We start from the raw sequence: 13,608 nt of genomic DNA, 5'->3' as shown, positions 1-13,608 counted from the left end.
CCGATCGGGTCAGTATGCGGACACCACCGCCGCTAGAGCCGGCCCGACTCCAGGACGCTGCGCAGGAACTCCCTGGTGCGGGGGTTCTCCGGCTCGGTGAAGATCTGCTCGGCGGGCCCCTTCTCCAGGAGCACGCCGCCGTCAAGGAAGCACACCGTGTCCGAAATATCGCGACAAAAGCTCATCTCGTGAGTCGTGAGGATCATCGTCATGCCCGACTCCTTGAGCTCCTTGATGACCCCCAGCACCTCCAGCACCAGCTCGGGGTCGAGCGCCGAGGTGACCTCGTCCAGCAGCATCAGCCTGGGCTGCGTGGCCAGCGCCCTGATGATGGCCACCCGCTGCTGCTGCCCGCCCGAGAGCTGGTCAGGGTACGCCCGCGCCTTGTCCGCCAGCCCGAACCTGGCCAGCAGGCCGTGCGCCTGCTCCTCGGCCTCCCCCTTGGCCACCTTGTGCACCTGGCGCGGCGCGAGCGTGACGTTGTCCAGCACGGTCATGTGCGGGAACAGGTTGAACGCCTGGAACACGATGCCGAGCCTCTTGCGCACGTCGTCCACGTTCACGCGCGGGTCGGTGATGTCCTCACCGTCGAGGAGGATCACGCCGTCGTCCACGGTCTCCAGCAGGTTGACGCAGCGCAGGAGCGTGGACTTGCCCGAGCCGGAGGCCCCGATGAGGCTCACCACCTCGTGCGGGCGCACCTCGAGGTCGATGCCGCGCAGCACGCTGTGGCCGCGGAAGTTCTTCCACACCCCGTCAATAGTTAGAAGGCTCATGCGCCACGCCTCCTACGCGTACGTGCCGCCAGGTGATCGGTGAACCTGGCCAGGGGGATGGTGAGCAGGATGAACAGCAGCGCCGCCACCAGGTAGGGCGTGTAGTTGAACGTGCTGGCCACGTGGATCTGCGCCTGCCTGAGCGCCTCCAGCGGCCCGATGGTCGCCACGAGCGCGGTGTCCTTCTGCAGCGAGACGAAGTCGTTCAGGAGCGGCGGCACGACCCTGCGGGTGGCCTGCGGCAGCACCACGAACCGCATGGTCTTGATGTGGCTCAGTCCCAGCGAGCGGGCCGCCGCGACCTGGCTCGGGTGGATGGAGTCGATGCCCGAGCGGAACACCTCGGCCACGTACGCGCCGTACGAGAGCGTCAGCGCGATGATGGCCAGCGTCACCAGGTCGGTCGGGATGCCCTGCAGCCGCAGCGCGGGCAGCCCGAACCCGATCAGGTAGATCACCAGGATCGTCGGCACGCCGCGGAAGACGTCGGTGTAGAGCGTGGCCAGCGCCCGGATCGGGAAGAACGCGGGCTTCCTGATCCCCCTGGCCAGCGCCACCAGCAGCCCGACGACCAGGATCAGCGGCTCGGCGATCAGGAAGATCTTGATGTTGAGCAGGAAGCCCTTCAGCACGTCGGGCAGCGCCTTGACGAACTCGTCGGGATTGAAGAACGTCTCCTGCACCCGGGGCCAGCCGGGTGAGTTCGTGACGATCGAGACGACCAGCACGATGAAGACGATCGTCGAAACCGTCGCGATCGAGGCCGAGCGGCGGGCGTGCGACCGGCGCACCCGCTCCCGCTCGACCTGCCGCTCCGACTTGACCCACGCGACCGCCGCGCTCTTGCCGGGTTCGTCGAACTCGCTCATCGCAGCTCTGGCGCGCCCGCCGCCGAGCCGAGCCACGCCTGCTCGATCTTGGCGAGCTCGCCCTTCGACTTCAGCGCCTCAACGGCCTTGTCGACGCACGGCTTGAGCGCGCTGCCCTTCTCCATGACCAGCCCGAACTCCTCGGGCGTGCCACCCGTCGAGCTGAACTGCCCCACGATCTTGGACTTCTCGACCTGCGCGGCCGTCACGTAGAACGCCGTCGGCAGGTCCACGACCAGCGCGTCCACCTGCTTGTTCTTCAGCGCGTTGACGGCGTCGATCTGCTCGTTGTAGACGTTGGGCTCGTCGGCGGGCTTGATGACGTTCTTGACCGCGTCGAGCGAGGTCGTGCCCACCTGTACGCCGATCTTCGCGCTCTGCAGCTCGGCCAGGCTCTTCGCCCCGGCGAACTTGCTCCCGTCGATCGCCACGATGGCCTGCTTGACGGTGTAGTAGCCCTTGCTGAAGTCGACCGCCTTGGCCCGGTCGGGCGTGATGGACACCTGGTTGACGTCGAAGTCGAACTGCTTGACGCCAGGGGCGAACGCCGAGTCGAACTTGATCGTGCTCCACTGCACCTCGGTGCGGTCGAAGCCGAGCTCCCCCGCCACGGCGAAGGCCACCGCGCTCTCGAAGCCCTGCCCGTTGCTCGGGTCGTCGTCCTTGAACCAGGGCTCGAAGGCGGGCTTGTCGGTGCCGATGGTCAGCTTGCCCGCGTTGACCAGCTTGAGCTGGTCCTTGGTGCACGCGGTGGACGTTGATGCGATCGGGCTCGCCGAGCTCGACGTGTTGTCGACCGGCGCGCAGCCGACGAGCGCCACGGCCAGCGCGAGCAGCATAAGGGGACGGGCCATGGCCAAGCCTCCAGGGGGAACATGCGAAAGAACGAACGCATTCTACGCTGACGAAATAGGAAATTACGCCCGGCGGTGCCCCTGACCACGGAGTTGGCCAAGATGGGCTCGCGTAACGGCGGCCCGCCGGTGAAGGGTCAGCGGGCGTTTCCTGGAAGGCGCTGAGCCGGAGTACGGCGGGTGGCCTGACCGTGCGCAGCCGTACAGGATGGGGTTTTTCAGCCGGGGATCAGCGGGCGTTTCCGGGAAGGCGCTCACGGGGGCAGGAAACGTGAAAGCCCCCTCCGGGCGGAGGGGGCTTTCACAGCAGGACTCAGCCCGCGACGACCTCGACGTCCACAGAGGCCGAAACCTCGGGGTGGAGCTTGATGGTGACGCGGTGCGAGCCGACGCTCTTGATCGGGTTGACGATCTCGATGCGGCGGCGGTCGACGATCGGGCCACCGGCGGCCTTGACGGCGTCGGCGATGTCGCCCGTCGTGATCGAGCCGAACAGGCGGCCGGACTCGCCGGCGCGCGTGGTCAGGCGGACGCGCAGCGCGCCGATCTGACCGGCGACCTCCTTGGCGGTGCCGAGGTCGCGGATCTCGCGAGCGTCGCGAGCCTTCCTGATCGTCTCGATCTGCTTCTCGGCGCCCCGCGTCCAGCGCATGGCGTAGCCGCGCGGGATGAGGTAGTTACGGCCGTAGCCGTCCTTGACCTCGACGACGTCGCCAGGGGTGCCGAGGCCGGAGACCTCGTTGGTGAGGATGAGCTTCATATCGACAGGCCTCCTTAGCGCGCGGTGCTCGTGTAAGGCAGCAGGGCCACCTCACGCGCGTTCTTGATCGCGGTCGCCACGTCGCGCTGGTGCTGGGTGCAGTTGCCCGTCACCCGGCGCGCACGGATCTTGCCGCGGTCGGAGATGAACTTCCGCAGCAGCGCCGTGTCCTTGTAGTCGACGTAGGAGATCTTGTCGTGGCAGAACAGGCAAACCTTCTTCTTCGGCTTGCGCAGTGCCGGCTTAGCCATCGTGGTGCTCCTTTCAGAGCCCCGCCTTCACGGGCGGGAATGGACTCGGGCTTGTGGACAGGTTTTAGAAAGGCGGTTCGTCGCTGAAGTCGCCGCCGCCGCCTCCGAAGCCGCCGCCGCCCTGCTGGCCGCCGCCGCCTCCGAAGCCGCCGCCACCGCCGCCGCCGTAACCGCCGCCGCCCTGGGGCGGGGCGGGCGAGGCGGAGGCCCACGGGTCGTCGGCCGGGCCGCCGAAGCCGCCCCCGCCGCCGCCACCACCACCCTGGCGGGAGGTGCGGTTGACCTTGGCGGTCGCGTTACGCAGGGACGGGCCGACCTCGTCGACCTCGACCTCGTAAACGGTGCGCTTCTCGCCTTCCTTGGTCTCGTAGGACCGCTGCTTGAGCCGCCCCTGCACGATGACCCGCATCCCGCGCTGCAGGCTCTCGGCGGCGTTCTCCGCCGCCTGCCGCCACACGTTGCAGGTCAGGAAGAGGCTTTCGCCATCTTTCCACTCGTTGGTCTGACGATCCATGAACCGCGGAGTGGACGCGATGCGGAATCGAGCCACCGCTTGCCCCGTCGGGGTGAAGCGCAGCTCCGGGTCGTCGACGAGGTTGCCGACGATGGTGATTACGGTGTCGCCTGCTGCCATGGCTAGCGCTCGCCTTCCTGCACGCCTTCGCTTGGGTTACGGCTCAGAGTACGGGGCTTCCCCGACAAAAACCGGGGGTTAGTGCACGTCCGGACGCAGGACCTTGGTGCGCAGGATGCCCTCGTTGAGGTTCATCTGCCGGTCGAGCTCCTTGACCGTCGCGGGCTCCGCGGACAGGTCGATGACGGCGTAGATGCCTTCCGACTTCTTGTCGATGTCGTAGGCGAGACGGCGACGGCCCCAGACGTCGACCTTCTCCACGGTGCCGCCGTCGTTGCGGACCACGGAGAGGAACTGGTCGAGGGACGGCGCGACAGTGCGCTCATCGAGCGAAGGGTCCAGGATGACCATTACTTCGTAACGACGCATGCGAACTCCAACCTCCTCTGGACTCTTGCGGTCACGACACTCTGCCGTGACAGGAGGACGCTGACGTCTGTGCCCGGGCGCCCCTTTCGGCGCCCCGGGGCGATGGTTCGACCATCACAACGCAGCTTGCCCAGGTTACCAGCCGCGGGAAGGTGGGAAGGCCTTTAGGAAACCTAGGGGGTGGTGGCCGTGCCACATGTCCTTCAGCCCTCCGAGAGGGAGCGGTTCAGGCTCACACTCAACAGCGACGGGCATGCGCATCCGGTGGAGAACGCCCTGGCGGTGGGAGCGCTCGTTTGCGGTCTCGTTGCCTTCGTCTCCACATTCTGGGTCTCCGCGCATCCGATCTCCTCGTGGGTCGGCACGCTGGGCTTCGGGGTCGGGTTGTATTCCCAGTACGTCTCGGCGACCACGCCGCAGCGTGCGCTCAACATCGTCGGCATCGTGGGATCGTTCGTGGGAGCCGCGCTGGGCATCGCCCACGGGGGCTTTCTCCCCCACTGAACGTCATCGAGGTCCTGAGGAACGGCCCCGGCGTGGGGCCGTTCCGGCATGCCGCTCACCCGCCGATGTGCAGGTCTATACCGAGCAGGACCAGGAACCAGAGGAACACCGCGAGCAGCGCTTCCGCGAGGTCCCTGAGCAGTCCGGGGGTGATGTAGTGGTAGACCCAGCCCACGTAGATCCCGATCACGACGTAAACCAATAAGATCAGCGCTCGCAAGCGCCAGCGTGCCATATCGTTTCTCCTCGCTTTGGGGGCGCATGGCGACTTCCCGAGCGCGCGTCCGGCAAACCGATCGGTCCCCCGGCTGCCGCCCTGCTCTCCGGCGTAAGCTCGGGAACCATGGTGCGCATCGGAGCTCATGTCGATCAGGACGATCCCGCCGCCCACGCCGAGGCGGTGGGGGCCGAGGTGGTGCAGTTCTTCCTCGGCGACCCGCAGGGTTACGACAAGCCGGTGCTGCCCGCCAAACCGGTCGAGGGCGTCGACATCTATATCCACGCCCCCTACCTGGTCAACGTCGCCACCACGAACAACCGCATCAGGATCCCCAGCCGCAAGCTGCTGGAACAGCACCTCAAGGCCGCCGCCGGGCTCGGCGCCAAGGGCCTGATCGTGCACGGCGGCCACGTCAACAAGAGCGACGATCCACAGGCCGGCTTCGACAACTGGCGCAAGGTGTTCGAGCGCATGGAGTGCCCCATCCCCGTGCTGATCGAGAACACCGCGGGCGGCGGCAACGCGATGGCGCGCAAGCTGGAGCGCATCGCCCGGCTGTGGGAGGCGCTCGACGGGTTCGACGTGGGCTTCTGCCTCGACACCTGCCACGCCCACGCCGGCGGCGAGGAGCTGGTCGACCTGGTCGAGCGGGTCAAGGCCATCACCGGCCGGATCGACCTCGTCCACTGCAACGACTCGCGCGACGACTTCGACTCCGGCGCCGACCGCCACGCCAACCTGGGCAAGGGGAAGATCGACCCCGAGCTGATCCTGGCGGTCTGCCGCGCGGCCGACGCGCCGATCGTGGTGGAGACGCCCGCCGACGGCCAGGCGGACGACATCGCGTTCCTGCGCAAGAACCTCTAGGAAATACACACAGCCTGTGGATAACTTCCCTGGATTACCAAGACGAAGAAGTGGGTAGAGAAATTAACCCGCCCACGCGCCGCTCAGGAAACGTTCCGCGTTGAGCAGCATGAGCGGCCCGAAGATCAGGGCGTACACGACCATCACCCACGGCCTCCTGGTCGCGACCTTCGCGACCAGGATCCACAGGGGGAACCACAGCAGCAGCGAGCGCGGGATCGACAGGTAGTACGCCGAGGTCATCAGCGCCGCCGCCTGCAGCCCCGTGTAGACCAGCTCGCTCCACCGGCGCAGCGCGAGCAGCCAGATCAGCGCCGCCAACGCCACGACCGCCCCGGTGATCTCCATCCGGAACGCCACCGCGAAGTCGTCGGAGCCCATGGCCGAGCGCCAGGTCGTCTTCCACGCCTCCCACGGCCAGGCGAAGTCCCGCCCCCACCCGGCCTCCTGCGCGTGCTTCCACGCCAGCCAGTCGCCCGACCTGCGGTAGTGGTAGTACGAGTACGTCGCCAGCGGCACGAACGGCACGACCAGCCACCCCGCCTGCCGGATGCGCTGCCGGACCGGCTCGCGCCGGGCGAAGAACTCCACGACGAGCGCGACCGCGAGAAACAGCCCCGTGATCCGCACACACGAGGCGCCCGCGGCGAGGGACGCCGCCAAGGACCATTGCCCCTGCCTGGCGGCCAGCCAGGCCGGGATCGCGAAGGCCAGGAAGAGGGACTCGCTGTAGCCCGCCGCCAGGAACACCGCCATCGGGTAGAGCAGCAGCGCCAGCACCGCCATCCAGCCGGAGGCGCCTTCCAGCTCGGCCAGCCGGGCCAGCGCCACCATGGCCACCGCCCCGGCGGCGAGCGAGACGAGCAGCCCGGCCGCCGCCCAGTCCGGCACGACGAGGTGGACCACCCGCAGCAGCATCGGAAAGCCGGGGAAGAACGCGGGCAGCCCGTCGTCCACAGGCTTGCCGGGCTCGCCGTCGTAGCCGTACTGGGCGATGGTGATGAACAGCCCGGCATCCCACTTGCGCCACTTGTCGGCGTACGCGCCGAGGGCCGTCCCCAGCAGCGTCATCACCAGCAGCCCCGCCCGCGAGCCGAACCAGAGCAGTAACGCGTCCCGGCCGGCCGAGCGGGTGATCATCGAACGGCTGGAGTCAGCGTGAACCGGTCAGGAGCGTCGTCGAAGACGCCGCCACCCTGGTCGTCGACGTCGCCCTGACGTACCACGTCCTTGTCGGGACGGAGGATGTCCCGCACCACGAACGCCATCATGATCCCGATCGTGATGACCCGCCCCCAGACGGCGGTGAAGTACGTGTCGTCACCGATGCCCAGGTCGTTCCTGCTGAAGGGCGCCTGCGCGACCAGGTAGAGCCAGATGGCGACGAAGTACCAGATCTCGGCGAGCTGCCACAACACCAGCGGCTTCCAGTTGGGCCTGGCCAGCACGGCGAACGGCACGAGCCAGAGCACGAACTGCGGCGACCACACCTTGTTCGTCATCATGAACGCGGCCAGCGCCAGGAAGCAGATCTGCGCCAGCCTGGGCCGCCGCGGCGCGGCCAGCGCGAGCACGGCGATGCCCAGGCACAGGATGGCCAGGGACGCCATGCCCAGCTTGCTGACGTCGCCGTCCCCCAGGATGGGGATCCCCTTGTTCTGGAAGAACAGCCACGGCGAGCCCCAGTCGACCCCGCGTTCCTGGGAGAAGACGTAGAACCTGCGCCATCCCTCCCACGCGAAGATCATGAACGGCGCGTTGACCACGATCCACGCGCCGGCCGTGGAGCCCAGGGTGATCAGGAACGGCCGCCATCGCGCGGTGCGCAACGTGAGCAGGAACAGCGCGCCCAAGAACATCAGGGGATAGAACTTGGTCGCGATGGCCAGCCCCAGCAGCACCCCGGCCAGCACCTGCCGTTGCCGCGCCCAGGCCAGCAGCATGCCCATCGACAGCGCGCCCGCGACCAGGTCCCAGTTGATGTACGCGGCCAGCACGACGGCGGGCGAGATGGCGTACCAGAGCGCGTCCCACCGCCGCGTGGGCCCGGCCACCGCGGCCATCAGCAGGACGCCGACGACCAGGCAGATGCCAAGCAGGATGACCGTCAGGTCGTAGAACCTGACGGCCTGCGCGCCCACGTCGGCTCCGACCGCCCTGGCGAACCAGCTGATCACCTGCATGACCTCGCCCAGCACGACCGGGTACTCGACCTGCTTGTCGAACGGCACGGCGGCGAAGTAGGGGTCCTGGGTCGACAGTGCCCTGTCGAAGTACAGGGGGTAGATGTCGGTGTAGCAGAAGTTCGTGTACGTCGTGACCTGGTCGTTCCAGCCGCCGGTGCGGCAGGGCAGGCGCACGACGTACGCGAGGGTCGCCCCCAGGGCCGCGAACAGCCCCAGGGGAAGGTACGGAACGGCACGCGCCACGAAGGGGACGCGTACCTCCGTGCTCGTCACCGGTCCTCGGGTCTGGACATCGGCGACCATCCCGAGGGCCTCGGTTCGGGCGCCCGGCCGCCACCGACCCCGTCGCCGTCGGCGGTCTGCGGGATGCCGCCGTCGCCGTTGTTTCCGTTGTTTCCGTGGTTGCCGTTGTTGCCGTTGTTGCCCGGGTCTTCGATGGTGACGTCGTCGTCGGGGGTGGCGTTGTCGTCACACGGGTTGACGAGGCAGTCCTGGTTGCCCTGGTCGTCGAAGGGGTTGTCCCCGGTGTCGAACGGGTTGTCGGGGGTCTTCGTCGGCTTGGGCTCGGGGCTCGGCACGATGTTCTCGGCCAACCCCACATCGGCCTTCTGCGGGAACTGCTCGACCGGCAGGTTCTCGTGAGCCGCCAGCATGAACCTCTGCCACGTGAGCGTGGGCGCGTCAGCACCCTCGAAGCCCAGGCCCACCTCGTACGGCCTGCTCCAGGGATTCTGGTCGTTGTACTTCGTGCTCTTCTTGTTGTTGGGCGTCACCGGGCACGTGCGGTTCGCATTGGGAGTGACGGTTTTGCCGGTCTTCGTCTTGCACACCTCGCGGTAGAAGCCGACCGCGGCGGAGATCTGCGGCGTGTAGCCAACGAACCAGGCGCCGTTCTCGTCGTTGTTCGTGCCGGTCTTGCCGGCGGCCGGCCGGTTGCCCAGCCCCTTGCCCCGCGCGGTGCCGCTCCGCAGCACCTCCTCCATGGCGACGGTGGCGTCGGCGGCGACACCCGGGTCGATGACCCGCTTGGAGGCGAGCTGCTCACCGTAGACGACCTGCTTGCCCAGCCTGACTTCCTGCACCACGTGGTACTTGGTGTACTTGCCGGCGTTGGCGAAGATGGAGTAGCCGGCGGCCTGCTCGATCGGCGTCACCAGGGCGCTGCCGATGGCGAACTGGTAGTGGTGCTTGTCGACGTCGTCTTCCATGCGCTGCTGGTTGAACCCGGCCGCCTCGACGAGGTTCTTCACGTCGTCGATCTTGCCGGGGAGCGCGTACGCCATCGACACGTACGCCGTGTTGACCGACTGGGCGGTGGCCTTGATCACGTCGACGGCCTGGCCGACGTTGTGGCTGTTCTTGAAGCCGCCCCGCGCCTGGCCCGGCAGCACCTTCGGCACCGTCACGTTGCCCGGCACGAAACTCTTCAGCGAGTAGCCGGCCTGCAGCCAGGCCGCCAGCACGTACGGCTTGAACGCGGACGCGGCCTGCTTCTTGGCGTCGAAGGGCTCGTTGAACGGGTCGGTGACGTAGTTGCTTCCGCCGTTGAACGCAAGGACGCGGCCGTTCTTCGGGTCCACCGCGGCCAGGCCCGCGTGGAACTCCTTGGTCATGCCGTCCGTCGTGCTCTTCACCGCGACATCGGCGGCCTTCATGAGCTTCTTGTCGAACGTGGAGATGATGTGGTAGCCGCCGCTCCTGACCGCGTCGGGGGTGAGGCCGCGCCGCTCCTTCAGCTCCTGGAGGACCTGCGTCACCATGTAACCCCGCAGGCCGCCGAGCTCGTTGCTGTCGCTGTCCTTGCGGAGCTGGGGGAACTTCGCGGTCTGCGGCAGGTTGCCGTATTTGTCCGGCCACTGCTCGGCCATGTACTGGATGACGGTCTTCCAGCGGGCCTTGAGCTCGGGAGCATCGGGCGCCCAGTTGGGCTGCTGGATGCGCGCGGCGAGGTAGGCGCCCTGCTCGGGCGTCAGCTTGGCGGCGGTGGCCTTCTCGTCGAAGTACGCCTGCGCGGCGGCCTGGACACCATAGGCCTTGCCGAAGTTGACGGTGTTCAGGTAGGTCTTCAGGATGTCGTCCTTGGACAGCTCCTCGTCGAGCTTGACCGCGACGAAGATCTCCATGACCTTGCGCTTGATGGACACTTCCTGGCTGAGGCCGTCGTAGTAGTTACGGGCCATCTGCTGGGTGATCGTCGAGGCGCCCTGGAGCTGCTGCCCGGTCGCGGTCATGTACAGCGAGCGGAACATGCCGGAGATGGAGACGCCGGAGTCCTCGTAGAACGTCTTGTTCTCGATGGCCACCGCGGCGTCCCGGACGCTCGGGGACATCTTGGAGATGTCATCGAGGATCTCGCGCTTCGTACCGAGCTTGGCGATCTCGGTCTTGCCGTCCCGGTAGTAGATGGTGCTCTGCTGCGCGAGCGCGTCGGACTTGGCCTGGTCGGCGGTCGGCACCGGCGTGTTGGCGTACGCGACCATGACCATGCCGAAGAGGCCGGCCGCGAGCACCACGAACCCGGCCACGACGATCTTCCAGCTGGGCACGAACCTGCGCCAGCCGCCCTTGCCGTCGCCGCCGCCCTTCTTGGTCGGCGGCCCGGGAGGCCCGGGCGGCCCGCCGTCGCCCTTCCTGCGCGAGCGCCGCGGCGCGTCGCTGACGATCGTCTCCTGGTTGCTCATCCCCCGCGCCTCCTGCCGGGCGCGCGTGCGCGGCCCCGGCTGGTCACCGCGCGTAGCCGGTCCGTCGCCACGCATGGGAGGGCCGTCACCGCGCGTGGGCGGTCCGTCGCCACGCGTCGGAGGCCCGTCACCGCGCCTGGGAGGCTCGTCGTACGGCTGCGCGGCCATGGCGCCGGTCTGCTCGTAAGCGGCTTCCGGACGACGCTGCGGCTGCGCCGGAGCACCCCAGCCCGACTCACCGGTTTGCGGAGGAGAACCCTGGGGCACAGAACGGGATGAGCTGGAACGACGGCGCCTTCCTGGCCGGGCCGTCCCCTCATTCATGCTGTTACTCACACGTCCTCGCATCGTCGTCGGAAACATAAACGGCGGTGGGCGTGAGGTTTCTCGCCGCCCTCGGTCTTCACAGTTGGCTGACGAGGTCAGGCGGTCCGTTTCCGAGGACGTATGAAACCGTCAGGTGGTTCCAGGAACAACCTTGGCAGACCTCGACAACGTACACGCGGAACTCATCGTAATCATGAGCCATTGCGACGAGTTCCGATGTGACCTTTGCCTGTCCGGCATGCCTACCGAGCGCATCGCCGTAGACGTAGGTCACATTGGTGACGTTCTCCCTTTCGCATACCGGGCAGAGACGTTCGGTCGGCTCGCCCAGGTGGCGCGCCGCGCGAAGGAGGTAGGGCTGTGCGTCACACACGTCGCCCCGCGAGGTGCGCCCCATGCGCAGGGAGCGGACCACCGCCCGTTTCGCAAGGCCGTAATCCACCACCCTTCGCTGTGACCACATGAGCGCCAGACTACGGCGTTTTGCGGCTGCATCCCAACGACTTGGCAGATTCACAGATTGCCGCCATATAGCGACCCGACGTATCCTGGGGATGTATCGGCTCGATACATCGACGCGAGAGGGGGCGGGTTCCGATGGGCGGCGGACAGGGCAGGGTCTTGGAACTGGCCGTGCTCGGGTCGCTGCACGAGACGCCACTACACGGCTATGAGCTGCGCAAACGGCTCAACGCCCTGCTGGGGATGTTCCGTGCGTTCTCCTACGGATCGCTGTACCCCTGTCTGCGATCACTCCTGGCTCAGGGCCTCATCGTGGAGGAGCAACCCGCTCCCACCACGATCGTCGGCGGCAGATCGAAGATCGTTTACAAGCTGACAGCCGAGGGCAAGGAACGGCTACAGGACATGCTGACGCAGGCCGGCCCCTCCGCTTGGGAGGACGAGAGTTTCGGCGTGCACTTCGCGTTCTTCCGCCACACCGAGGCGGAAGTACGGCTGCGCATTCTCGAAGGCCGCCGTAGCCGGCTGGAGGAGCGGCTCGACGCGGTGCGCACGGCTCTGGCGCGCACCAGGGAGCGCCTCGACAGTTACACGCTCGAGCTGCAGCGGCATGGGCTCGAGTCGGTCGAGCGCGAGGTGCGCTGGCTCAACGAGCTGATCGCGACAGAGCGTCGGGCCTCGTCGGAAGAGGGGCCCGCAAGAGATACCACGTCAACTGATGAGTAAGGGAGCGAATGCGATGGGTTCGGTTCGCGTGGCCATTGTCGGTGTCGGAAACTGCGCGTCATCGCTGGTCCAGGGCGTCCACTACTACAGGGACGCCGACCCGGACACTCGGGTCCCGGGCCTCATGCACGTGAAGTTCGGCGATTATCACGTCGGTGACGTCGAGTTCGTCGCCGCGTTCGACGTCGACGCCAAGAAGGTCGGCCGTGATCTGGCGGAGGCGATCGTCGCCAGCGAGAACAACACGATCAAGATCTGCGACGTGCCGCCCACGGGGGTGACCGTCCAGCGCGGCCATACCTTCGACGGTCTGGGTGAGTACTACCGGGAGATCATCGAGGAGTCCGACGAGGCGCCCGTCGATGTCGTCCAGGTGCTCCGTGACAACCAGGTCGACGTCCTGGTCTCCTACCTGCCGGTGGGCTCGGAGGACGCTGACCGCTTCTACGCCCAGTGCGCCATCGACGCCGGCGTGGCGTTCGTGAACGCGCTGCCGGTCTTCATCGCCTCCGACCCGGTGTGGGCGGAGAAGTTCACCAAGGCCGGGGTGCCGATCGTCGGCGACGACATCAAGTCGCAGGTCGGCGCCACCATCACGCACCGCGTGATGGCCAAGCTGTTCGAGGACCGCGGGGTGGAGCTGCTGCGCACGTACCAGCTCAACGTCGGCGGCAACATGGACTTCATGAACATGCTGGAGCGCAAGCGGCTCCAGTCCAAGAAGATCTCGAAGACGCAGGCGGTCACCTCGCAGATCCCGCACGAGATGGGCAAGGCCGACGTGCACATCGGGCCGTCGGACCACGTGCCGTGGCTGGACGACCGGAAGCTGGCGTTCGTGCGGCTCGAGGGCCGCTCGTTCGGCGACACGCCGCTCAACCTCGAGTACAAGCTGGAGGTCTGGGACTCGCCGAACTCGGCGGGGATCATCATCGACGCGGTACGGGCCGCCAAGATCGCCCTTGACCGCGGGATCGGGGGCCCGATCCTGTCGGCGTCCTCGTACTTCATGAAGTCGCCGCCGAAGCAGTTCTCGGACGACGAGGCCAGGGACTACGTCGAGAAGTTCATCCGGGGTGAGGTCGAGCGCTGACCCCCTGTCGGCGCCGCACCCGTCTCCAC

Annotated in this window: 16 protein-coding genes; 4 read left to right on the top strand and 12 right to left on the bottom strand. The window is 67.4% G+C overall.

Going from position 1 to position 13,608, the window contains the following annotated elements:
* Positions 1-32 precede the first annotated feature (32 nt).
* The 7 genes from ACWDX9_RS01925 to rpsF form a co-directional block, all read right to left on the bottom strand.
* Complete coding sequence (locus ACWDX9_RS01925; RefSeq protein WP_350724165.1) at positions 33-776, bottom strand: amino acid ABC transporter ATP-binding protein; 744 nt, start codon at positions 774-776, stop codon at positions 33-35.
* Entirely contained in the window at positions 773-1,645 is an 873-nt protein-coding gene (locus ACWDX9_RS01920) for an amino acid ABC transporter permease (RefSeq protein WP_449947858.1), read from the bottom strand. The genes ACWDX9_RS01925 and ACWDX9_RS01920 overlap by 4 nt, the downstream gene beginning before the upstream one ends.
* Positions 1,642-2,499, bottom strand: a complete 858-nt coding sequence (locus tag ACWDX9_RS01915) for an ABC transporter substrate-binding protein (protein ID WP_449947855.1) — start codon at positions 2,497-2,499, stop codon at positions 1,642-1,644. The genes ACWDX9_RS01920 and ACWDX9_RS01915 overlap by 4 nt, the downstream gene beginning before the upstream one ends.
* 313 nt (positions 2,500-2,812) lie before the next feature.
* Entirely contained in the window at positions 2,813-3,259 is a 447-nt protein-coding gene (gene rplI / locus ACWDX9_RS01910; RefSeq protein WP_185069541.1) for a 50S ribosomal protein L9, read from the bottom strand.
* Positions 3,260-3,273: 14 nt separating this feature from the next.
* On the bottom strand, positions 3,274-3,510 hold the full coding sequence (rpsR, locus tag ACWDX9_RS01905) for a 30S ribosomal protein S18 (RefSeq protein WP_020543048.1): 237 nt from the start codon (positions 3,508-3,510) through the stop codon (positions 3,274-3,276).
* A 64-nt stretch (positions 3,511-3,574) separates the two neighbouring features.
* Complete coding sequence (locus ACWDX9_RS01900) at positions 3,575-4,144, bottom strand: single-stranded DNA-binding protein (protein ID WP_449947852.1); 570 nt, start codon at positions 4,142-4,144, stop codon at positions 3,575-3,577.
* A 78-nt stretch (positions 4,145-4,222) separates the two neighbouring features.
* A complete protein-coding gene (rpsF, locus tag ACWDX9_RS01895; protein WP_080044189.1) occupies positions 4,223-4,513 on the bottom strand; it encodes a 30S ribosomal protein S6 in 291 nt (96 codons plus the stop codon).
* A gap of 189 nt (positions 4,514-4,702) precedes the next feature.
* Here rpsF and ACWDX9_RS01890 point away from each other — a divergent pair, with 189 nt between their 5' ends.
* A complete protein-coding gene (locus ACWDX9_RS01890; protein WP_449947849.1) occupies positions 4,703-5,017 on the top strand; it encodes a hypothetical protein in 315 nt (104 codons plus the stop codon).
* A 55-nt stretch (positions 5,018-5,072) separates the two neighbouring features.
* Here ACWDX9_RS01890 and ACWDX9_RS01885 read toward each other — a convergent pair whose 3' ends face one another.
* Positions 5,073-5,252 carry a hypothetical protein gene (locus tag ACWDX9_RS01885; RefSeq protein WP_319714256.1) on the bottom strand — a complete coding sequence of 60 codons (180 nt, stop codon included), beginning with the start codon at positions 5,250-5,252 and terminating at the stop codon, positions 5,073-5,075.
* A 108-nt stretch (positions 5,253-5,360) separates the two neighbouring features.
* Between ACWDX9_RS01885 and ACWDX9_RS01880 the strand changes: the two genes are divergently transcribed.
* Positions 5,361-6,104, top strand: a complete 744-nt coding sequence (locus ACWDX9_RS01880; protein ID WP_355192904.1) for a deoxyribonuclease IV — start codon at positions 5,361-5,363, stop codon at positions 6,102-6,104.
* 63 nt (positions 6,105-6,167) lie between these two features.
* Here ACWDX9_RS01880 and ACWDX9_RS01875 read toward each other — a convergent pair whose 3' ends face one another.
* The 4 genes from ACWDX9_RS01875 to ACWDX9_RS01860 form a co-directional block, all read right to left on the bottom strand.
* Entirely contained in the window at positions 6,168-7,244 is a 1,077-nt protein-coding gene (locus tag ACWDX9_RS01875; RefSeq protein WP_449947845.1) for a mannosyltransferase family protein, read from the bottom strand.
* Entirely contained in the window at positions 7,241-8,563 is a 1,323-nt protein-coding gene (locus tag ACWDX9_RS01870; protein ID WP_449947842.1) for a glycosyltransferase family 87 protein, read from the bottom strand. The genes ACWDX9_RS01875 and ACWDX9_RS01870 overlap by 4 nt, the downstream gene beginning before the upstream one ends.
* On the bottom strand, positions 8,560-10,971 hold the full coding sequence (locus ACWDX9_RS01865) for a transglycosylase domain-containing protein (protein ID WP_449947839.1): 2,412 nt from the start codon (positions 10,969-10,971) through the stop codon (positions 8,560-8,562). Before ACWDX9_RS01865 ends, ACWDX9_RS01870 begins: the two co-directional genes overlap by 4 nt.
* A gap of 403 nt (positions 10,972-11,374) precedes the next feature.
* Entirely contained in the window at positions 11,375-11,761 is a 387-nt protein-coding gene (locus ACWDX9_RS01860; RefSeq protein ID WP_350724183.1) for a DUF5318 family protein, read from the bottom strand.
* 134 nt (positions 11,762-11,895) lie between these two features.
* Here ACWDX9_RS01860 and ACWDX9_RS01855 point away from each other — a divergent pair, with 134 nt between their 5' ends.
* Both ACWDX9_RS01855 and ACWDX9_RS01850 read left to right on the top strand, forming a co-directional pair.
* Positions 11,896-12,486, top strand: coding sequence for a PadR family transcriptional regulator (locus ACWDX9_RS01855; RefSeq protein ID WP_350724184.1), 591 nt, complete (start codon positions 11,896-11,898; stop codon positions 12,484-12,486).
* 13 nt (positions 12,487-12,499) lie between these two features.
* Positions 12,500-13,579: an inositol-3-phosphate synthase gene (locus ACWDX9_RS01850; RefSeq protein WP_364251955.1), complete on the top strand. Its 1,080-nt coding sequence runs from the start codon at positions 12,500-12,502 to the stop codon at positions 13,577-13,579.
* The last annotated feature ends 29 nt before the right edge of the window (positions 13,580-13,608 follow it).

This window comes from Nonomuraea sp. NPDC003201, assembly GCF_053590415.1.
This window is presented reverse-complemented; position numbering and strand designations above follow the sequence as displayed.